Here is a 22,343-nt window from a genome sequence, read left to right on the forward strand (position 1 = left end):
ATTTAAATAAAGGATTATTCTAAACTATACATTAAATTCAGACGGCTGGAAGCAGAAGTGGTGCGATATTTGGCACCGATCGCTTCATATCCGGCTTTCGGGTCGAAGAAAGAGGCTTTGCGGAGCACCCAGCAGGCTTCATCCTGTTTCTTGTCCCATTCTTTGATTTGCTGGTAAGGCCATTCGCTCTGCGGCTTGCCGATATAGGGAATGGTAAATTTCAGTGCGGCAGTGATGGAACGTCCGTCTTCGCTGGCGGCGTTATAGATATCTATACCTTCCGTTGCGCCAATGAAAGACATATCCAGCATGTGCGTCAGGTTGAAGAGGGTATAACCGAAAGCAGTTGTGCGTTCCAATTCCAGCGGTTGTTTGCCGTCCGGTTCAATTTGAGAAAACAGACGCTTTGCCGGGAATTCTTTTAGAATCTGGATTGCCAATTCTTTGTTGCCGATATACAGGGCGTACGCTGTCAGTTGCACGTCATAAGCCAGGCCATGATTGTTCTTGGCGGCATTTTCTTCGGCGGCGACAGGGCTTGTCTGTATCCACTCTACAAACTGCGTGAACCATTCTTTCATTCCTTTTTTGATGGCGGGTGTCATGGCTTTCGAGCTATCCAGCAGGGTAAGCGCATCCAGCATTTCTACGAAGCAGTAAGTATCAATCATACCTGTTCCGCGTCCCAGGCCATCTCTGCGGCCGGGAATGGTCTGACCGTAATTCAGGTTCGGATTCATTTTTGTTTTGGCGTCCAGGAACCATACTTTCAGAAAGTCGGTTGCTTTCTTTGCATATTGCTCGTTGCCCGAGAAATAGTAAGCAATTCCCAGTGTGGTAACGGCTTTTGCCATGTTTCCCAACCGGTCACGGTCTAACTTGGACAGTTCGGGATTGCGTTGCCCGTCTTTGCGGATATAAGGCAAGCCGTCCGGTTTGGAAGGATCGGGCCACCAGTAAGGTCCCATACTCATGTAATCGTGTTTGTCTCCGCTGGAGGCTGTCATACTTTTATCCATCACCGAAGGAGGAGTCAGGTTCATGGCTTTGTCGGCCTCTTTCATTAACGTTTTGATAGCCGGGGCGTATGTAGGAGTATCGGCTTTAGCCTTCACTTTAGCCAGCTTTTCAGCAGGATAGATGCGGGTGTTGACGGTTTGTGCGTTCATTGGAAGCAGGCAAACCAGTGCAAAAGCACTCAATAACAGGTTTCTCATAATGATTCTATTTTTAGCAAATTAGTTTAACCATAATAAAGGATGACGGATGGGAAGGTTGCGTATCACTTCCTCGTTGGTGGGGAAATGTTCCAATTGTTTCCATGTCTGAAAATACTCTTTCCGGTAATGATGAAGACTACCGAATAGTAAGAACGGGTGTGCCACCGGCCATTCTTCCCAAAACATAATGTCCGGTTGACGTTGCCACGAACCTTTGTCTTTGACGAAGGGAAACAGCCAGGAGATTCCTTTTTCAATGTTCCGTCCGTCTGTGGTGGTATAGTCCCATAAATTCTCTTCGGGAGTTGTCAGCAAATGGCAGAGGGTAGTCATTGCGTCAAGGTTGAAAAGAGAATAACCATACGGTTTGGTGCGTTCCAACTCCAAAGGGAAACTGCCGTCGGCAGCCATTTGGTTGGGTAGTAACACGCTCCGGTAACGCTCGCGGCAGAAACGGAGCATTTCTTCATTTTGCGTGAACGAGGCAAATGCTGCCACTTGCATAGTCCAGCAAGTGCCGTGGTTGTTCTTGGCTTCCATCTCGTTGATACCGTAACGATGCGTAGATAACCAGGTCAGGTAATCGGAGAACCACAAGCGGATGGTTTGCAGCTCTTTGTCTTCGATGATTCCCTGCGCTTCCATCAGGCGGAGTGACTGTGCCACTTCAATCAGATGGATGGTATCGATAATGCCTATCCCACGTCCGGTTGCAATGCCTTTGATGGCTTGTGCATACAGCAAGTTCGGATTCATCATCGTTTTCTGATCGATAAACCAGGCACGGATATGGCGCATGGCAGCATCGGTGTATTTCTTGTCTCCTGTCAGTATCCAAGCGGAAGTCAGATCTCCGACTAACTGGCTGAAGCGTATCATGGCATGACGGTGGGCGGTGAAATTATCCGGATTGGTTTCTCCGTCACGGCGGATAAACGGACCGTCCGGGTCTTGCGGATTCTCCCACCAGTAGTCACCTTCGGAATAGAAGTCGTGAATACCTCCTGCGCTTCTTTCGGCACGGGTGGCTGTGACGGTCACCGGTACGGACTCCAGTGCAGCGTCCGCCCGTTTCAGGGTTTCAGTCTGCAGGAGTTGGCGTACTTGACCTTTCACATTTTCCCCGGCCATCACCGTGGTGAAGCTGAAGAGCAGTATAAATAATCCTATTGAAACGTTCTGTTTTCTCATTGTGCTTTCAATTGAGTATAAGCGGTTTTGATTCCATCCGATTGAACGGATAGGTAACAGGTATCAGTCACTTTGACCCGTATCATGGCTTTTCCATTGTAAGCCTGTACCTTGCGTGAGCCGGTTGAAGTTCCCAGGTTTTGGATAAGTTCTCCGTCTCCGGCAGCTTCAAACGAAATCAGGTTGGCTGCGTCCAGGCAGGGAATTCCTTTGTCGTCTGTCAGCTGGGCTTCTACGCGGATGATGTTTTCTCCTTCGGGATAACTTGTCAATTTCAGTTGCTTCGGTTCTCCCCATTGGGCGGTTTGGTAGGCAACTGTGATCTCGTCGGAAATCGCTTCTTTGCTTTTTACCGCAACAGCTTTCAGTTGGTTCTCTCCTTCGCGCAACACACATTTCCAATGCAGTCCGGCTGCGGGAAAGTCTTGACTGTTGCGTTGCTTGACACCCTGACTGACTCCGTTCACAAACAGTTCTACTGCCGGACAGTTGGAGTAAACCAATATTTCTTTCGGTTCGTTTGCTGCTCCCCAACGTGTCGGCCAGGTATGACCGTAAATGTGTATCATTGGCTTCTGCGTCCAATAAGACTGGAACACATAGAACACTTCTTTCTTGGCAAAATCCCGTTCGATAACTCCTTTTTGATTGACGTAGGGAACAGGATTCTCCGGTCGTAGGGGAGTGGAGAAATCTTTGAAAGGCCAGTAGGCAGTTCCCGTAAGCCAAGTCATGGTTTCTTGTTCTTTCAAATGCCAGTCCACCAGTTTCACGATGTATGATTCCGACCAGTCTCCGTCTCTGGAAGCACGGGCATCTCCTCCCACAAGAGAGAAATCTCCCGCCCGTTCGTCGGCACCAACTCCGGCAGGGATTCCACCTAATGATTTGAAAGGATCTTCTGCGTGGCGTCTGGCGTGAGAGTCACCTCCCCATTCTACATGTAGGAAGTGTTTCACTTGTTTCATCTCTTTTTCCGATACGCTTTTGTAGTCGGTAAACTTGCCACGATACCAGCCTGCCCAGATGGAAGGAGAGTATACATCGACAATATCTTTGCAGAAGTCACAGCGACGGATGGAAGTGACGCGTGACGGGTCCAGGCGGTGTGCCAGGTCGTTCAGCTCTTTCATAAAGGCACGTATCTGCGATTGTTCGAAAGTAGGGAAATCATTCGGCCAGTCGTTTTCATTACCCAATCCCCACAGAATAACGGAAGGGTGGTTGTGATGTTGGGTAATCATGTTGGTTAGCATCCGGCGGGCTTGTATTTTATAAGTTTCTCCACCCAATCCGCCACGGCACCAGGGGATTTCTTCCCACACGAGGATACCTAATTCGTCACACAGGCGAAGGATGATGTTTGATTGCTGGTAATGTCCCAGGCGGATGAAGTTGACCCCCATTTCTTTCATGAGTTTCATTTCCGTCACCATTTGCTCTTCTGTCATGGCGGCTCCTACACCTGCATGGTCTTCGTGGCGGTGAGTACCTTTTAATAACAGGCGTTTTCCGTTTAGCTTGAAAGGACCGTAGTCTACAAATTCGAAGTGGCGGAAACCGATGGGTTCTGTTACTGTTTGTTCGCCTTCGGCTGTTTGGAGGGTAAACTCACAAGTATATAGCTGTGGCTGGTCAGGGCTCCAAAGCATCGGATTCTTGATAGCGATGTCAAACAGATGTACTTCTCCCAATGGTAGAATGTCCGTGGTGGTTTGTTCGGCCACTTTCTTTCCGTTCGGGTCTTTCAGAGTGAAGCGAACCGTAGCTTGGCGGGTGTCATTCGGATTGTAGAAGTTGGCTTGCACTTTCAGTGTTGCGCTCTTCAAGTCCTTCTGCACTGGGGTTTCCAGTTTAAAACCTACAAAAGAAAGGGCGGGCTGATAAATTAGGTTTACGTAGCGGTAAAGTCCTCCGTATACGTTGAAGTCTGATAAATCCGAAGGAATCATTTCTGTATCTCTTGAATTGTCGCAACGGATGGACAAAGGTACTTTGCCGTTGAACCGCTTGCGGCAATCGGGATTGGCTAATGCTTCACGGATTGCTTCTGTGATGTCTACGCTCCATTCATCGTAACCTCCTACGTGGCTGCCGACTTTGCGGGTGTAGATATATACTTCTGTTTTCTGTCCGGCTCCTTCAAATTCGAGGATCGTGCGGCCGTTGGTTGCCGGGTTCTGAATATCGAGCAGGGTGCGATACCATCCGGGACCCTGGTAATAGTTTACGTCCGGGTCTACGGCATCTTCCGCGTTGAAACAGTGGGGCAGGGTAACTGGCTGCCAAATGGGTACAGCTTCCGAAGAACCGGGGGCGGCTGCACGTACGGCTTCCCAAATGCTTCCGAGGTCACCTTTTAGATATTCCCATTGGCCGGTCAGCCGGATTCGTTGGCTGGCGGGAATCTTGGCACTTGCCGGAAGGGCTAGTACGGTAAAGGCTGTCAGTATATAGATAAGTAGCTTTTTCATGGTTCTTATAGATGATGATCGTTATAGTTTCTGTTCTTTTTCCAGTTTGTTTTTCCGTATCAATGCTTCGAGGAAATAATAGTCGGCATATACGATGGGCACATCAATTTCGCTGTTATGAGGTTTGGAGCCGGTGCTGTGGAGAAGTAGAAAACCGTTGTCGCCGTTTGGTTTCGCACGGTAGTGGGCAGTGAGGTTCTCTAAAATCCGGTCGGCTTCTTCTTTGTAAAGGTCTTTATGTTCCGGTACGTAGGTACTTAGTTCATAGAGTGCGGAAGCGATGCAGGTGGCTGCGGACGCATCCCGCGGTTCATTCGGAATTTCCGGAGCGTTGAAATCCCAGTAAGGTATCAGGTCTTCCGGCAGATTGGGGTGGGTGAAGATATATCTTTCGATATGCTTCGCTTGTTCCAGGAATTCAGGGAGTCCGGTTTCGCGGTAACACATCGTGTAGCCATACAGCGCCCATGCCTGTCCGCGTGCCCATGCCGATGAGTCGGCGTATCCCTGGTGGGTCACCTTGCAGATGGGGTTGCCGGTGATTGTATCATAGTTTACGACGTGGTACGTACTGTAATCGTCACGGAAGTGATTTTTCATGGTTGTACGTGCGTGGTTGACTGCTATATTATAAAAGGTGGAGTCATTCGTTTCGCGGGAAGCCCAGAATAGTAATTCCAAATTCAGCATGTTGTCGATGATAACGGGACATTCCCATTGGTCGGCATGGTGATCCCAGGAACGGATGCAACCTACGTTCGGCTTGTAGCGGGTAATGAGCGTACGTGCTGATTCGATCAGTATATCTTTATAGGTGGGATTACCGGTCAGACGATAGCCATTGCCGTAGCTACAATACATCTTGAATCCCATGTCGTGGGTAGTGCCGTTCTTCTTTTCTCGTTCCAGCATTTCTGTATGTTTCTCTGCTTTCTCTTTCCAGAAAGGATCGTGCGTATATTCATATACATACCAGAGTTCACCGGGAAAGAATCCGCTGGTCCAGTCTTTGGAAGGGACGAGACGCAGAGAACCGTCCGGTTCTGTATTACGGGGATTAGTCAGTTCACCCCATTGTTTGGCGATTCTTTTTTCTTTGCTTTCCTGTGATTCGTTGGCGCGTGCTTCATCTATTTTAGGAAAAGCATATTTGAGTTGTTGCTCGGCAAATGCAAAATTAGAATCAATCAGGTTTTGCTTTTGGGGAGACTGACAGCCAACTAAAAATGCTGTCCCGATGCTAAGTGCTAAAAGATAATGTTTCATATTTGTTTCCATATTATTATTTCTAAGTCGATGTTGCAAATGTATGGAAACGGAATAAAAAGGGCTTGTCCAGCTGTGCCGTAAATTTGCAAAATCATCCCAATTTCATTGGAACAATCGCTTCTATATCGCTCTTGGGACGTTTTTTATAATCTGGGATGATTTTGCAAACTATGTGATAAGTACTGCATCATAATTAAAAGGATCATTTTAATTTAGGCACGGATTACACGGATTACGCTGTTGCTTTGTGCAATCATATTTCAGAAAACCGTGTAATCCGTACCTGAAAATTTTCATTTATAAAACCAATTTAGAACTATTCTTCCGGTTGTCCTTTTACGTATTCGGTAGGCGAAACTCCATAGGCTGATTTGAAACATTTGGTAAAATAAGCAAGGGTACTGAAACCGGTAGCGATTGAAACTTCCGTCACATTCATGTCCGCCTTTTTAAGTAGTTGCGCAGCTACCTCCAGACGTTTATGGCGAATCAGGTCGTTCAGGGATAAATCTGTTACCGCCTTGAGCTTGCGGTAGAAATTACTCCGGCTGAATCCCATTTCATCACATATCATATCCACTTTTAAGTCCGGGTTATCCAAATGATCTTGGATGATCTCGAATAACTTCTGCATGAATTTATCATCGGCAGAGGTCGTTTCGATGCCCATTGATTGCAGTGAGAAGTTTTTCCCGTACATGGATTTTAATTTTTCCCGCTGTAACAACAGATTATAGATTCGTACCAGCAACACATCTATATTGAAAGGTTTCACTACATAATCGTCTGCTCCTGAAAGGAACCCTTCTTTGACGTGCATCACCATCGTGCGGGCTGTGAGCAGGATGACCGGAATATGGCCTGTCTGCAAATCATTTTTAATCATTGCGCAGAGTTCCAGTCCGTCTACTCCCGGCATCATTATATCCGTAACCACTAAATCGGGAAATTCTTTCAATATAATCTGGAAGGCTTCTTCGCCGTTTCCGGCCTCGAGTACCCGATAATGACGCTGCAGATGTTCTTTCACATAACTGCGTATATCCTCATTGTCTTCTACAAGCAGGATTGTTTTGCCTGCCAGGTAAGGAAGTTCTTCGGCAGATTCCTCTGACTGGCTGACAACCTCTTGCTCTTCCCGTTCGTTTTCGGATAGATTGTTTATCACGTTTTCTTCCATTGATTCTGGTTGCTCGTTATTTGGAAGTATAATGGTGAATATACTTCCTTTCGGCTGGTTGGAATCGACGCTGATTGCACCTTGATGCAAATGTACGACGGATTGGGTCAGACTTAGCCCGATACCTGTTCCGTTTACATTATCATTGGCTGTTTGAGGAGCGCTGACTTGATAGAACGGATCGAAAATATGTGTACGGGCAGTTTCCGGAATTCCTTTTCCCGTGTCGGCTACCTGAATAACGAAGTAGTTATTGCTATCGTCGGAGAGGACGAAAGTCGGATCGGTGGATATATTTTTCCCGAACCGTTGTTGAAGGCTCTCTTTATTGAGTGCTGCAATGAATCGCAGGGTAACTGTTTCTCCCGGAGGCGTGAATTTAAACGCATTCGAAAGTAGGTTGAATACTGCTTTTTCCAATAAACTCTGGTCAAAACATGCCGGGATTTCTCCTTCCGGAGCTTCATACAAGAACGTGATTTGCTTGCTTTCCGCTATTTGCTTGAAAGTATAATAGATTTCAAGCAGGAATGCATTCAAATCCGTATGGGTTAAACTTAGTGTGAGGCTGCCGCTTTGGTTCTTTTGTAAATCCATCAATTGATTGACCAGTAAGAGCAAACGACGGGCATTCTTCAAAACTAAGTCTAGTTTAGTTTTGATAAAATGCGGGACTTCTGCCTGGCGCACCAGTTCGTCAATAGGACTGATGATTAGAGTCAACGGAGTACGCAATTCATGTGAGAAGTTGGTAAAAAGCCGGATTTTGGTTTGGTGAAACTCTTCCATCCGTTGCTTTTCCATTTGGCGCATCCGCAGGTTGAGTTCCAGCTTATGTTTGCTGTACATGTAATAACCGATGGTGTAGGTGATTCCTATAAATAATAATGCATAGATCATATAAGCCCATGAGGTTTTCCAACAGGGAGAAAGAATGATGATTTCCAGCGTTTTTCCTTGGGTGTTCCATACATCGTCGTTGTTGGAGGCAATGACATGAAAGATGTATTTGCCGGGAGCGATATTGGTATAATAGGCTTCTTTACGGGTTCCCACATGATTCCAGTCTTCATCGTGTCCCACTAATTTATAAGCATACTGATTTTGTTCATGCAGAATGTAATTGAGCGCACAGTATGCAATGGAGAAATTATTTTGATTGTATGCCAGAGTGATGGTTTCTGTGTCGTCGGGATTGGCATCCAGCAAATGACTCTGATCGCCCGGTTGGATCACTTTGTTGTTAACGGTCAACTGGGTGAGTACTACCGGCGGCATCATATTGTTTTTTATCAGCGAGCGGGGAGCAAAAGACAGGAATCCATTACTTCCACTGAAATAAACTTCTCCATTAGGGAGGCAAATGCCTCCTTGCGGAGTAAATTCTAACGTTTCAAGGCCGGCGAAGCAGTCATAAACGTGCACTTGTCCCGTTTTAGTGTTGATTTCGGCAATGCCATTATCAATGCTAGCCCATATATTCTGGTTGTATTCTATTAAAGTATAGACCTCTTCGTTAGTCAGTCCTTCCTCCGTACCGATATGACGCACGATCCCTTTACCTTCCTGATATTGGTACATACCTGCTCCAAAAGTGCCGATCCATATTTCTCCGTTCTTCTTTCTTAGAATACTGGTTATGTAGTTATTTTCCAGTTGACGGGATGGATCTTTCTCCTCTGTCGAATATTGTATGAGAGTCTTTTTTTCTACGTCGTACTCATAGAGCCCGAATGAACGTGTTCCGATCAGATATACATTCTTGCGCAGAGGCAAAAATGCCCGGATGCTGGAGAAACTGATTGTTTCCCCTTTCTCTCCGATGGGGAACTTGCGCGTTATTTTTTTATCTTTGGTAATTCTGACTAGTCCCTGACGGGAAGTACTCCCTAGCCAAATGTCTTCATTCGAGTCTCGATAGATGGTATAAATACCCAGATTCTTTTCATTAAACTGATGAATAAGCGAGAAGCGTTTAGTCGGAATATGGAAACGGTATAACCCTCCATTGTTCGTGCCGCACCAGATGGATTCTCCTTCTATCATCAATGACTTGATGATATTCTTGTTGTGCATACCAACAGGACGTTCTTCCAGTAGGTAATTGGTGTATTCTTTGGTAGCCGGGTTGAATTGTAGCAATCCTCCTCCTTCTGTTGCGATCCAAAGAGAGCCTGTACTATATACCATCGGTCCGAAAATGTTATATAGCTTCTGTTCGCTGTTCCCCAGAGGGTGATAGAATACGAAACGGTTGTTGAGCGGATTGTAGTAATTGACTCCACCGGAGTAGGTGCCTACCCATAATGTTCCGGCACGGTCTACGCATAAACTGCGGACCGAGAAATGGCTTAAATTATTCCGGTTTGCTTCGAACTTGTTGTATTTGGTAATAGAGTCATCCGTCAGATTGAGAATACTCAAACCGTCGAATGTTCCGATAATCAGTTGTTGGTTTTGTTCCTGAAGACAACGGATATAATTATCTGTCAATCCGCTGTTGTGTTCGAAGAAGGTAGAGACTGTCTGTTTATCCGGGTTCCATTTATTCAGCCCCTTCATATCCGTGCCTATCCATATTTGCTGATGAGAGTCTTCGAATATGCAACTGATGGCGTTATCGGAAAGAGCCGGAGTGCTTTCTTTAGTTAGCTTTTGGGTGACATTCAGGTTCTTGTCACAAATCAATAGACCTTTATCGTGTGTACCTATATAGATTCGTTCCTGTTTATCAATATATAAAGAAGTAATAGATTCTTTGTCCAGTTGACCGTCCAATGTTACCGGCTTGAATGTCTTGCTTTCCGGTTGCCAAAAGCAGAGTCCGAGGCGTGTTCCTACCCACAGCTTACCGGATTTGTCCAGACAGAGAGAAAGTATGCTATTGCTGGGAAGCTCCGGATAATCTGCCAGTTGGTAGTTGGTGATGAGGTTTGTTTTCGGATCAAGATAGTTCAGTCCGTTATTGGTACCCACCCAAAGCCCTCCGCGTACGTTGTCCGGAAGTAATTTGGTGATATGATTGTCTGACAAGGAATTGTTATCCCGGTTGCTGTGTTTGTAGATGGTGAAATGTGCACCGTCATATTTGTTGAGGCCGTTACGGGTGGCAAACCATATATATCCTTTGTCATCCTGGCAAATGTCGAGCACGGACAACTGGGATAATCCGTTGTTCAGATTAAGAGTTGAAAAGTTGAATGCCCGGTTTTCTTCTGCATATAAACGGGAGTTACCGGAAGACAATAGAAAGATGAAAAAAAATAGGTAAAAAATAGGTAGTTGTTTTCTTTTAATGTGTAAAGTAATAAGGTTATTCTTTATCATAGTATTTTTTATAAATCTTTTGGTATCTCTCTTCCTTTTGAAATTTATTCAGCCATGTATTCAAACTATCGAGTAAAGCGGGTGATTGTTTGCTGACTGCCCATGAGTAGAATTGTGTAAAGCTGATCGCTGTATTTATATCTATTTGCGGGATGGAATCGGCAGCCGCGCGTGCGATGCTTTCGTCACAAACGGCATAGTCGATGTCTCCATGAGCTACCATTGAAATTAATTGTTCGGAACCGTATTTATCTATTTCTTTGATATAAATGGTATCTCCGATTTCATTTCCCAGGTTTTGGATGCGCAGGATGGAGGGAGAGCCTTTTACTACGTGAAGCGTCCGTCCGGCTAAGTCCAGTTGGTTACGGATGTAGAGGGAGTCGTTTTCTCCGTTTTCTTTCCGTTGCACGAGCACTTGTTTGTTGAGCGTGATGGGAGAGGTGAGGAGCAGAGAGTCTTTCAGCTCGCTGGTAGCTAATATGCCGCAGGCAATTACATCGTAACGTCCTTCACTTAATCCTTCCAGCCGTTTTTCGAAACTCATCAGGGGTGTTATTTCGGTTTTCAATCCCTTGTCGCGGGCAAAAGCCTGTATCAGTTCGTAGTGGAAACCGGAAACGGTATCACCGTCTACGTAGAAACTGATCGAGTTATATTCAGTCGCTACACGCAATATGCCTTCTTTGGCAATAGCTGTATAATCACGCGGGTGTCCTGACGGCTTTTTCTGATTACCGCATTGGCGGATAGAAAAGATGATTGCCAATACAATGATTACGGGCACTAAATATCGGGACAATCTCAATTTGGGGCGTGTTACCATAAGCCGTATAGATTTTGTTAATCATAGAAATTCCATGAAAGACCGAATTTCAGTACACGCGGATTGATGGGATAGTGAGGAGCCAGGAAGTAATTCGGGCTGCTCATACCTTGATTCACGTGATACATCATTACATAGAAACGTGTACGCTTTAGATGTAAGTTTGCGTATACATTCACTATCGGATAACCTCCTATCTCTACCTGGTCATTTTCCGGTTGCAAATAGAAGTTTTGGATAGCCGGCATATAAGCGGGTGCATTGTATTTACTGAAATAACGCACGTCGGCACCCAATTGTACACTAAGCACTTTCTTTGCCAGCTTGAACTGCATGTAGAAATTGTGATACAGCGAGAGATCAGGCAAAGGCAATACGGTCTGGTCGCTGGACTTTTGCCAGGTTACTTCATTATCTAAATGGAAGATTCCCAGCTTGAAGTCCTGATTAAGACTTGCTGATAAAACCTGTATGCTTCCACTTTTCTGTTCCGGCACTGCTTGTTGATTGAAATAAGTGTAATTCTTTATGTTTTCAACTCCTGCTTTCAAACGTGTTCTCCAACGTGCAATGCTTAACTCTCCTTCAATGCGGGTACGGAATTCCTTGTCCATATCATCGTCCCACATGAAATGTTTGGAGTGATAATGACGCATATAGAAAGGCGCAAGTGTATTGCTGACTTCACCGCGAGCTATAAGGCTGACAGTATCTTTCCACAACGGGAAGTTCAGGTCAATGTCTCCTTTCACATTGAATTGTCCGATTGCTTTTCCGGCAAGTCCCACTTCACCAATGGCATGGTAATGAAGTACATTTCCTTCACGTTTGGATAATTCGCCTCCAACAAATATTTCATTTTCATTGTATTTGTCGGGCAGCGGATTTCCTAGCATATTCATTAGTGTGTATTTGCTGATTTTATAGGAAGCGAATGCTGTCAGTCCGGCTTTGGCATATTTATTGAATCCTTCGAGTAACGCAATACCTATGGTATTCTTGATGCCGACGTAGGTAGTACTGTCTCTGACATTGGGATTATCCGTATCAAAATAAGTATTCTGATAATAATTCTTCTCACGCATGTCGTCATTAGAATTGAAGCTGTGACGCGCGCGCTCTACCTGAATGGTATGTATGAAACTAGTGACCGGCACAAATTCCTGCTTGCTAGGCGTCGTGTCATTTTCGGCTTGCGGTATGTCGCGACTGAATCCCAAATTATAACGTTGGGTCAGGAATACATAAAAGTCATGATTACGGTTGGTTGTGGCACTTAGTATGGTCGGGATATTGGTTGATTCATATTCCCTTTGGCCTTGTGCCATCTCTTCAGGCGCAGTGATGTACCGGTCGTCCTCAATACCTCCGTTTTCATTTGTCTTGAGGTAATTATTGCTGTATATGGCCTGCATCTGATAGCGGTCACCGATATAGCTGGCAAAAGCTGCTGCGTTGAAATAAGCCGTATTTTGGTTGTTATAATATCCTCGTCCGTACAAGTAATCTATGTTAAAACCGAAAGCCAATTTCTTGTTTACATTGACAGAGAAATAAGACTTAAAGCGTTCTTCTCCGTTTACTTTATTACCAGCTTTATGATACGTCAGATTGGTATAAGGTACGTTACTATTGGTGAAATTGAACTCCGTGGGACGAATAAAGAAACTGGAGAAAGGCTCCATAAAGATAGTAGGTTCCGGATCACGACGTTCAAAGAAGATGCGTGACATACGGGGAGAACCCATATTGGCCAGATAATTATAATGTCCGGTAAGTCCTTCGGTAAGATTGGTGTTTTGGAAGTGGTGATAAGCAGTATCCGCCGGGATGATAGTCCGGTCGCCCAACTGATTTTTAATACGCCACATATATAACTTCGGAGGTAATCCCTGTACTTCGACATTTGTACTATCCAGTCTGTCCGGAATCATGGCAGGGTCTACCTGGTTACCATATTGGTCGTATCCGTTTTCGTCCACTCTCTGGCGACCATTATCGAACTGTGCATGAACAGTTGTCAAACCTATAACGGAAAGTAATATATATAATAGTAAGATTCGTCTCATAATTGGAGGCAAAGATACTTACTTTAATTGATTTAATGATAATGGATAATTGAAAATTATGTTGCATACGTATTATACGTAGCTAATAATTATCAATTATCCATTGTCCATTATCTGTTAATTAAACCTCACGGATTAACTCCATACCTTTCTTGATAGCTTCCTCGTTCATAGGAATCAAGTGATGGTGGCGTTCCGGTAGGGTTTTCTTAAGTCCTTTGATAACATTCTCCAACGTTACGATGGAACGAAGCTTCAATAATCCGCCAAGTACGATCATGTTGAATGCTTTGGCATTGTTCATCTCGTTGGCTGCATCCATTGCGTCAATACGATACACTTTGATATCCTTGCGGGTAGGAGGATTGATAATTCCATAACCGTCATAAATCAGGATACCGCCGGGTTTCACTTTGCTTTCAAACTTTTCGAGTGAAGGCTGATTCAGAATGATGGCAGCGTCGTATTTACTAAGAATCGGTGAGGATATTTTCTCATCGCTTACAATAACTGTAACGTTGGCTGTTCCACCTCGTTGTTCGGGACCATAAGCGGGCATCCAGGTCACTTCTTTGCCTTCCATCAAACCGGAATATGCCAGAATCTTACCCATAGACAATACGCCTTGTCCACCGAATCCTGCTATAATTATTTCTTCTTTCATTGTTCTGTTGACTTTTAGCGTTATTCTTTATCTTTTAAATCACCCAGCGGATAGAATGGGAACATGTGTTCTTCCATCCATTTGTTAGCCTTCTCCGGAGTCATCTTCCAGCCTGAACTACAAGTGGAAACGATTTCTACCAGGTTGGAACCTTTACCGTTCATGGAGTTCTCAAAAGCTTTGCGGATTGCCTTCTTAGCCTTACGGATAGCCGGTACGGATTGTACGGACTGACGGGTTACGTAAGCTGTTCCTTCCAGTTGAGCGGCGATTTCAGTAATCTTCAATGGATAGCCGTGAAGTTCAACATCACGTCCGTAAGGACAAGTCGAGCTCTTCATGCCTACCAGTGTAGTTGGAGCCATCTGGCCACCTGTCATACCGTAGATCGCATTATTGATAAAGATAATCGTGATATTCTCACCACGGTTCAAAGCGTGGATTGTTTCGGCTGTACCGATACAAGCCAAGTCACCGTCGCCCTGATAAGTGAAAACGAGGCGGTCCGGCCACAGGCGTTTAACAGCAGTTGCCACAGCAGGCGCACGTCCGTGTGCTGCTTCCTGCCAGTCAATATCGAGATAGTTGTAGGCAAACACTGCACATCCCACCGGAGAGATTCCTACAGTTTTATCTTCCATACCCATTTCCTCAATGACTTCGGCAATGAGTTTGTGTACCACACCGTGACTGCAACCCGGGCAGTAGTGCATGGCGTTATCGTTCATCAGAGTCGGTTTTTTGTAAACCAGATTCTCGGGTTTGATTATTTCTTCTTTAGTCATAACTTCATCTCCTTATCTGTTGGTGAACCGTATAAAAAACTCCATCAGCTTGACAAAGATTGCCGCGCCGCATACGTAGATAAATACTTTGAAATCTTCTTTTGCCACAAAATAGGTGATGATGGCTGCAACAGCCAGAATCATAAAGAGGATATTCAGTATGTTTCTTATTTTATCGGGATTCATCGTTCTATTTACTATTATTAAAATTTACGATTTGTGATTGAGATTGCTTTGCGACTTACCATCGTTACTTGAATCGTAAATCGTAAATTGTCTAATCGTCTAATTACATTATTTTTTCTTCCAGAGCAGTTACAATCTCATCCGGATCGGGAACAATGCCACCGAGACGTCCGAAATGTTCTACCTTTATTTTACCGTTCACAGCCAGGCGCACATCTTCAATCATCTGTCCGGCATTCAGTTCGGTAACAAGCATACCCTTTACTTTATCGGCATAAGCAGCAATCGCTTTTGTCGGGAACGGCCATAATGTAATCGGGCGAAGGATTCCTACCTTGATACCTTTTTCACGAGCCAGCTCCATTGCTTTCTGACCGATACGTGCCATTGAGCCGAATGCGATAATCAGATATTCTGCATCTTCGCAATTGATCTCCTCAAAACGTACTTCGTTTTCTTCAATTTCACGGTATTTCTTCTGGAAGCGGAGGTTGTTTATTTCCATTGCTTCCGGTTTCAATTCGAGAGAAGTGATAATATTCGGTTTACGGTCTTTTGCCTTTCCGGTAGCAGCCCATGGGCATTGTTCGATCACTTCTGCTTCCGTGCGGCGTGGCTTCTGTGCAGGAAGAACAACCTTTTCCATCATCTGTCCAATCACACCATCGGCAAGGATAATAGCCGGATTACGGTATTTGAAAGCCAGTTCGAATCCTAACGCTACGAAATCTGCCATTTCCTGTACGGATGCCGGAGCAAGGGCAATCAGTTTGTAGTCGCCATGACCGCCGCCTTTTACCGTCTGGAAGTAGTCGGCCTGGCTAGGTTGGATAGTTCCCAGTCCGGGACCTCCACGCATTACATTCACAATCAGACAAGGAAGTTCGGCACCGGCGATGTATGAGATACCTTCCTGTTTCAAGCTCACACCGGGACTTGAAGATGAGGTCATTACCTTCTTTCCGCTACCTGCACCTCCATATACCATATTGATAGCTGCCACTTCACTTTCCGCCTGGAGTACTACCATGCCGGTTGTTTCCCACGGTTTCAGTTCAGCAAGCGTTTCCAACACTTCCGATTGGGGAGTAATAGGATAACCGAAGTATCCGTCGGCACCGCAACGGATAGCTGCGTGGGCGATGGCTTCGTTTCCTTTCATTAATACAACTTCTTCTGCCATATTCTTTTCTTTTATTCTACTTTTACTTTATACACTGAAATACATCCGTCCGGACAAACCGTTGCACACGAGCTACATCCGTTACAGGTATCTTCCTTCACTTGCCAGGCATAGTTATAGCCTTTCATATTTACCTCTTTATTGAGGGCGATTACATCGAGCGGACATGCCACTACACACAGGTTGCATCCTTTGCAACGCTCCGTGTCGACTACGATTGCTCCTTTGATTTTTGCCATAATCTTTATTTTATTACGTTATCTTTGAGTACGGTTATTGATTATACATCTCTTTTATTGATTGAACATATCTTTGTGGTAGAAATTGAGGATATCAATTGCCATTTTCCTGGCCTGAACGGCAGGGCTGTCCGGATTGAGCTCGATGGCATACTGGTAGTTGTCCAGTGCCCGCTTCCAATCTCCTTTTTTTCGGTAGGCATTTCCCCGTAAATAGTAAAGAGTATCTTTCTCTTTTTCGACAGAACTGTCCTGGAGAAGCTGGTCCAATTGCTTAATCGCTGTGTCCACATCCCCCTGATTGATAAGCTCTTTTAGGTTGTCTATTTGCTCCATTTCTTTCGTCTTTCGGGATTCTGAAACGCAAAGATAGTTTTTATTTATGTAAACAGGGCAAATGAGGACGGAAATTTGCAACGTTTTGAGTTTATTGCATATTCTATGAATATATAGTCAAGGTGAAGGAAAAACGATTCCCATCTTTTTGTTTATAACGAGAATATATCTATTTTTGTCGCCAACAATAAGATGAATTCTGTTTTCTCTGATAATGGATTATTAATAGACTTTGGCCTTGTAGAATACTAAAATGAAAGATGAACATGTGAATGATATAAGCAATTATCAGAAACTATATATGCAATATGCACCTATGTTGTTGCGTTTTGCCGGGAAGTTTATTTCTCCTTTCTTTGCGGAAGATATTGTTCATGATGTATTTCTTAGAATATGGGATAAACAAGTATTCCTGTTATCAGATTCAGAGGTTAAAAATATATTGTTTGTTGCCGTTCGAAATGCTTGTATAGATCATTTGCGTCGTATTAGTTTGGAACAGGAGTTTGCCGACAAACGTGCTATCCAGCTCAAATTAGATGAGTTGAGTTTTTATGACGGTGCTGATGAATTGTTTATGAGGAAAGACTTAATGGCACATGTGATGGCAAAAATAAATGAACTGTCCGAAAAGAGACGTGAAATTTTCCTGTTATCTTATATGGAAGGACTTAAAGCAGCGGAAATTGCCGAGAGATTAAACTTATCCACCCGGACAGTGGAAAACCAATTATACAGAACATTACTTTTCTTACGGAAAGAGCTTCAGACTGCTTTCGTCTATTTATTCATGTTCGTTTAGTGCTGATTTATTTCTACTCTTCGCAGTCTCGGAAAATAAAATAAAAAAAATAAAGAAGCCGGTGAGTAATTCCAGCTGATTGCTCGTTACATATATAAAAACAGGAAAATAGTATCTATTTATATATGGAAAGCATGACTTCAGATTTAATAATAGGATTTTTGAAAGGCTCATTGAATGAGAAAGAAATCAATCAGTTTTATGATTGGGTGAATGAAACGCCTGAAAATAAAAATATCTTTTTTGAGGCAAAGATGGTCTATGACGCTTGCTTGTCTAAAGGAAGTGATATCGATATGGATAAGAGTTGGCAGCGTTTACTGGAAAAGAAACAGGCTTCCAGGAAAATATACACGCTCTTTCGGAAGGTTCAGGCCTATGCAGCGGTGGCGGTGATAGCTGTTGCTTTTACTTCCGTCCTCTTTTGGTTATTGGGTGATACTTCTTCCGCATCTGTTGCCCGATATGTTGGTGGCGATGGAATTGTAGCCGATAAAGTTGTTTTGCCCGATGGCACCGAAATCAGTATGGGAAGTCAGACTAATTTCCGCTATGATCCGCAATATGGAAAGGAAAAGCGTGTTGTTTATCTGGAAGGAGAAGCCTTCTTTAATGTAGCTAAGCAGAAAGACAAGCCTTTTATCGTGGTTGTGAACGGGCAGGAAATAGAAGCTTTAGGGACGAAATTTAATGTCGATGCTTATCCGTCTGATTCCGTGGTAACTACCACATTATTGGAGGGCTCCATTCGCTTGGTTAGTGAGAAGGCAAACACTTCGACGGTTTTAACTCCGAATCAACAATATATATATCACAAAAACAAAGGTACTTATAAAGTGGCTCAGGTAGATGCTGCTCTTTACACCTCATGGATTTCTGGTTATTACTATTTCCATGAAGAGAATTTGGAAGGTATATTAGCCCGATTGGGAAATATTTACGGTGTCAGTTTCCGGATACAGTCTGATAAGTTGAAAGAACGCCGGTTTACCGGAACTTTCTATCGGGGGCAAAGCATCAAAGACATTTTGGACATAATTAATATTTCAATCCCTATTCGATACAGTATTAATAATCGGCAAGTGACAATTAATTGAGCCGTATAATCTAATAAAACATTATTATGAACAGTAGTTAGCCTTAAAAAAAGAGAAGAAGATTTTGGCGAATCCTCTTCTCTCCGAGAGATGCACGCATCTCCTAAATTAAACTTCCTTCGAACGGAATAGTATTTAATCTTAAAACTTACAAATGTATGAATAAACAGCCTATTGTCTATGGGTTTGCCCTAAAAAGAAGCATAAAAAATACAAAAATAACCTTTGCTGTTTTGTTGTTATTTATTCTGCAGGGCATAGTTGGTAACGTGTATGCGCAGGAAAAGAAAATATCGATATCAGTAAAAAATGAAAAACTTGAGACTGTGTTACGAATGGTAGAAAAGCAGACCAACTATTTGTTTTTCTATGATTCGGACGAAATCAACAAGCAACAACGAATCACAATTAATCAAACTAACAGTTCCTTGAAAGATGTCCTGGATGCGGTTGCAAGTAAAACCAACTTGTCATATACCATTAAAGGACGTCATATTATTCTAGCTAAAAAGCCCAACGTCTCTTCTACAAACAAAGACGGACGCGCAAACGGTTCGGAAAAGAAGATAACAGGTATCGTAAAAGATGAAGCAGACCTTCCTGTGGTGGGGGCTAATGTGATCGTTCCCCGAACAAAAAACGGAGTGATAACGGACATGAACGGTAATTTCTCATTGGAAGTAGTAGCTGGGGATGAGGTTGAAATCTCATATCTTGGTTATACGACACAAAAAATAAAAATATCTGCTCAAAACTTTCTGAATGTTGTATTGCGTGAAGATGCGAAATCATTGAACGAAGTAGTGGTAGTCGGTTACGGCTCTGTGAAGAAGTCCGACCTGACTGGTTCTGTCGCTTCTGTCTCCAATACAACTCTGCTTAGAGGTGGAAAAACGAACTCCGCAGGTGCGTTACAAGGAGAGTTGTCCGGTGTGACTATCACACGTTCGAATAACAAACCGGGTGGAGGGTATGATATAAAGATTCGTGGTATCAACTCTATCACTGCCTCTTCGTCTCCTTTGATTGTCATTGACGGAGTTCCCGGCGGTAATCTGGATTTCGTCAATCCGGACGATATTGAAAAGATTGATGTTCTGAAGGATGCTTCGGCAACAGCTATCTATGGTTCCAGTGGTGCAAACGGTGTAATCATCGTAACAACCAAAAGAGGACAGACTGGTAAGCCGAAAATTTCCTATAACGGTTATGTTGGTGTGAGATCTTATACAAACTTGCCCGACATGATGTCCGGTGACGAATATGTGCAGTTGGCGAGAGAGGCTACCCGTGGCGGAGCTCCCAATTATATTTATAAGAGAGACGAACAAATTTTTACCGACCCGTCCGAATTGCAGGCGGTGAAAGAAGGTAAATATTTCGATTGGTTGGATGCTGTGTCCAGTCCCGCTTTTATGACAAACCATAGCTTATCGGCAATTGGTGGTACGGAAGCTGTGAAATACGGTTTCTCTGGCGGCTATTATTTCGAAGATGGTATGATTCAGCCGCAAGAATATACACGCTACAACTTGCGTTCGGTAATAGATATCACTATTAATAAGCATGTTTCTTTTGGAGGAAGTATGTATGCGGTTCACAGTATTCGTGAAAAAGGTAACTGGGACTTGTTGCGTGATGTGTTCCGTATGCGTCCTACTCAACATCCGAATAGCTTGGTGACAGGTGAAGAAATATGGAAATATTCCGGCAATAATCTTTTCAATCCGTTGGTTACTTCTCAAAATCAGCGTTCTCAAGTGAAGAGCCTCAATCTGCAAAGTAATATTTATCTTAAAATAACACCTATTGAAAATTTAGAGCTTACTTCTTCATTTTCTCCCTATTTTACACAGACTTCCATGGGGGATTATATAGGAGTGTGGACAAAGGCACAGCAGGGAACTGCCAAAGGTGCTAAGGCGAATGCGACGAAAGATAATTCATTGAGTTGGATTTGGGATAACATTGTGAACTATACTTGGAAGAAGTCCGTTCATTCTATTACTGCGACCGGAGTGTTCTCCGCTCAGAAGTATCAGTACGACAGATTGTATGGTGCAAGCAAGGACTTGTCTTTCAATTCACTTTGGTATAACCTGAATGGAGGGGCTATCGAGAGCTTGACCTCCAATTTCAGCCAGTGGACGATGATGTCTTATGTAGGTAGAATTAACTATGGGCTGATGGATAGATACTTGCTTACAGCCAGCTTGCGTTACGATGGTTCTTCACGTTTGTCCGAAGGAAATAAATGGGCGCTTTTCCCTTCCGCGGCTATTGCGTGGAGAATCACTGAAGAAGACTTTGCCAAGAATCTGGATTGGTTGTCCAACCTGAAACTGCGTTTCAGTTATGGTCAGGCGGGCAATACCAACTCCGTGTCTCCTTATGCATCCGAAGGTAACATTTCGGGGTCTGTATATTATCCGTTCGGAACATCTACTTCCGTAGGAAATCTTCCTGCCAACATTGCCAATCCGATGCTGACTTGGGAGCGTACCTCGGAATATAACGTAGGTCTTGATTTCGGTTTCTTAGACCAACGAATTTCGGGTAACATTGAGTACTACAATCGTACTACCAATGACCTGTTGATGAAACGCAATATTCCTGTTCATTTGGGTTATTCATCGGTTACTTCGAATGTAGGTTCCGTAAGAAACAGTGGATTTGAGTTGCAATTGAATACCGCGAATATCGTAACCAAGAACTTTGCCTGGAATACGACCATCAACCTGGCTTATAACAAAAATGAAATCGTAAGTCTGGCTGACGAAGAAGATCTTAGCAATTATTCCATTCATCTGAAAGGCATGAGAGGACGCTATTCTGACAAGCGTTTCATAGGTAAGCCGGTAGATACGAACTGGACTCAGAATACAATTGGCGTATGGCAGTTGGGAGAAGAAGAAGAGGCTGCAAAATACGGTTGTGTACCAGGTAACTTCAAGATTAAAGACTATAACAATGACGGCAAGCTGACGGACGATGACTATATCATCGACGGTAAGAGAACACCGGACTGGACAGGAGGTATGACAAATATGTTCAAAATCTATGATTTCGACTTTTCATTCCACATGTATTTCCAAGCGGGAGCTACACAGTACGACCGATTCTTTGAGAACTTCGCATTAGAATGGAACAGCCAGAACTTCAACAATCTGCGAACTAATTACTGGACGCCGGAGAATCCTTCGAATACTATGGGACGCCCCTCACAGATGGGGTCCAGAGGTAATATCGCTTATGAAAGAACAGACTTTCTGAAAGTTTCCTATATCACGCTGGGATATACTTTGAACAAGAGACTGATGTCAAAATGGGGATTGGATAACGCCCGCATTTATGTGACTGTACAGAATCCTTTCATTCTTACGAAGTTCAGAGGTCTCGACCCCGAACAGCCCGATCTTACCAACATCGGAGATACGGACGGTATGACTATGAATGCTTTACTTGGTGTTAATATTTCATTTTAAAAAAACAGAT

The 22,343-nt window shown here is 43.8% G+C and carries 16 protein-coding genes; 3 read left to right on the plus strand and 13 right to left on the minus strand.

Features of this window, described 5'->3' with window-relative positions; translation table 11 throughout:
* Window positions 1-14 precede the first annotated feature (14 nt).
* The 13 genes from I2I04_RS03160 to I2I04_RS03220 form a co-directional block, all read right to left on the minus strand.
* Window positions 15-1,217: an alginate lyase family protein gene (locus I2I04_RS03160; protein WP_143257364.1), complete on the minus strand. Its 1,203-nt coding sequence runs from the start codon at window positions 1,215-1,217 to the stop codon at window positions 15-17.
* A 21-nt stretch (window positions 1,218-1,238) separates the two neighbouring features.
* On the minus strand, window positions 1,239-2,411 hold the full coding sequence (locus I2I04_RS03165; RefSeq protein WP_195654269.1) for an alginate lyase family protein: 1,173 nt from the start codon (window positions 2,409-2,411) through the stop codon (window positions 1,239-1,241).
* Window positions 2,408-4,885, minus strand: a complete 2,478-nt coding sequence (locus I2I04_RS03170; protein ID WP_195654270.1) for a glycoside hydrolase family 2 TIM barrel-domain containing protein — start codon at window positions 4,883-4,885, stop codon at window positions 2,408-2,410. Before I2I04_RS03170 ends, I2I04_RS03165 begins: the two co-directional genes overlap by 4 nt.
* 21 nt (window positions 4,886-4,906) lie before the next feature.
* Window positions 4,907-6,163: a glycoside hydrolase family 88 protein gene (locus I2I04_RS03175; RefSeq protein WP_143257367.1), complete on the minus strand. Its 1,257-nt coding sequence runs from the start codon at window positions 6,161-6,163 to the stop codon at window positions 4,907-4,909.
* Between the two features lie 307 nt (window positions 6,164-6,470).
* A complete protein-coding gene (locus tag I2I04_RS03180; protein WP_195654271.1) occupies window positions 6,471-10,661 on the minus strand; it encodes a hybrid sensor histidine kinase/response regulator transcription factor in 4,191 nt (1,396 codons plus the stop codon).
* On the minus strand, window positions 10,648-11,487 hold the full coding sequence (locus tag I2I04_RS03185; RefSeq protein WP_195654272.1) for a transporter substrate-binding domain-containing protein: 840 nt from the start codon (window positions 11,485-11,487) through the stop codon (window positions 10,648-10,650). Before I2I04_RS03185 ends, I2I04_RS03180 begins: the two co-directional genes overlap by 14 nt.
* Before the next feature lie 17 nt (window positions 11,488-11,504).
* On the minus strand, window positions 11,505-13,556 hold the full coding sequence (locus tag I2I04_RS03190; RefSeq protein WP_143257370.1) for a putative porin: 2,052 nt from the start codon (window positions 13,554-13,556) through the stop codon (window positions 11,505-11,507).
* Window positions 13,557-13,677: 121 nt separating this feature from the next.
* Entirely contained in the window at window positions 13,678-14,220 is a 543-nt protein-coding gene (locus I2I04_RS03195; RefSeq protein ID WP_143257371.1) for a 2-oxoacid:acceptor oxidoreductase family protein, read from the minus strand.
* Between the two features lie 20 nt (window positions 14,221-14,240).
* Entirely contained in the window at window positions 14,241-15,005 is a 765-nt protein-coding gene (locus I2I04_RS03200; protein ID WP_004297416.1) for a thiamine pyrophosphate-dependent enzyme, read from the minus strand.
* Between the two features lie 12 nt (window positions 15,006-15,017).
* Window positions 15,018-15,191 carry a hypothetical protein gene (locus I2I04_RS03205; RefSeq protein ID WP_143257372.1) on the minus strand — a complete coding sequence of 58 codons (174 nt, stop codon included), beginning with the start codon at window positions 15,189-15,191 and terminating at the stop codon, window positions 15,018-15,020.
* A gap of 103 nt (window positions 15,192-15,294) precedes the next feature.
* Window positions 15,295-16,374, minus strand: coding sequence for a 3-methyl-2-oxobutanoate dehydrogenase subunit VorB (locus tag I2I04_RS03210; RefSeq protein ID WP_143257373.1), 1,080 nt, complete (start codon window positions 16,372-16,374; stop codon window positions 15,295-15,297).
* An 11-nt stretch (window positions 16,375-16,385) separates the two neighbouring features.
* Window positions 16,386-16,613 (minus strand): ferredoxin family protein, encoded by a 228-nt coding sequence (locus I2I04_RS03215; RefSeq protein ID WP_004297419.1) that lies wholly within the window; start codon window positions 16,611-16,613, stop codon window positions 16,386-16,388.
* A gap of 54 nt (window positions 16,614-16,667) precedes the next feature.
* A complete protein-coding gene (locus I2I04_RS03220) occupies window positions 16,668-16,949 on the minus strand; it encodes a tetratricopeptide repeat protein (protein WP_008021855.1) in 282 nt (93 codons plus the stop codon).
* Window positions 16,950-17,202: 253 nt separating this feature from the next.
* Between I2I04_RS03220 and I2I04_RS03225 the strand changes: the two genes are divergently transcribed.
* From I2I04_RS03225 to I2I04_RS03235, 3 genes are all read left to right on the plus strand, one after another.
* The gene (locus I2I04_RS03225) at window positions 17,203-17,751 is read left to right on the plus strand and encodes an RNA polymerase sigma-70 factor (protein WP_143257374.1); all 549 of its coding nucleotides are present in this window, start codon (window positions 17,203-17,205) and stop codon (window positions 17,749-17,751) included.
* A gap of 125 nt (window positions 17,752-17,876) precedes the next feature.
* Window positions 17,877-18,848, plus strand: coding sequence for a FecR family protein (locus tag I2I04_RS03230; protein ID WP_143257375.1), 972 nt, complete (start codon window positions 17,877-17,879; stop codon window positions 18,846-18,848).
* Between the two features lie 158 nt (window positions 18,849-19,006).
* Window positions 19,007-22,333: a TonB-dependent receptor gene (locus tag I2I04_RS03235; RefSeq protein WP_195654273.1), complete on the plus strand. Its 3,327-nt coding sequence runs from the start codon at window positions 19,007-19,009 to the stop codon at window positions 22,331-22,333.
* Window positions 22,334-22,343: the final 10 nt, after the last annotated feature.

The organism is Bacteroides sp. 1001136B_160425_E2 (assembly GCF_015559655.1).
In the GTDB taxonomy this organism is placed as follows: domain Bacteria; phylum Bacteroidota; class Bacteroidia; order Bacteroidales; family Bacteroidaceae; genus Bacteroides; species Bacteroides luhongzhouii.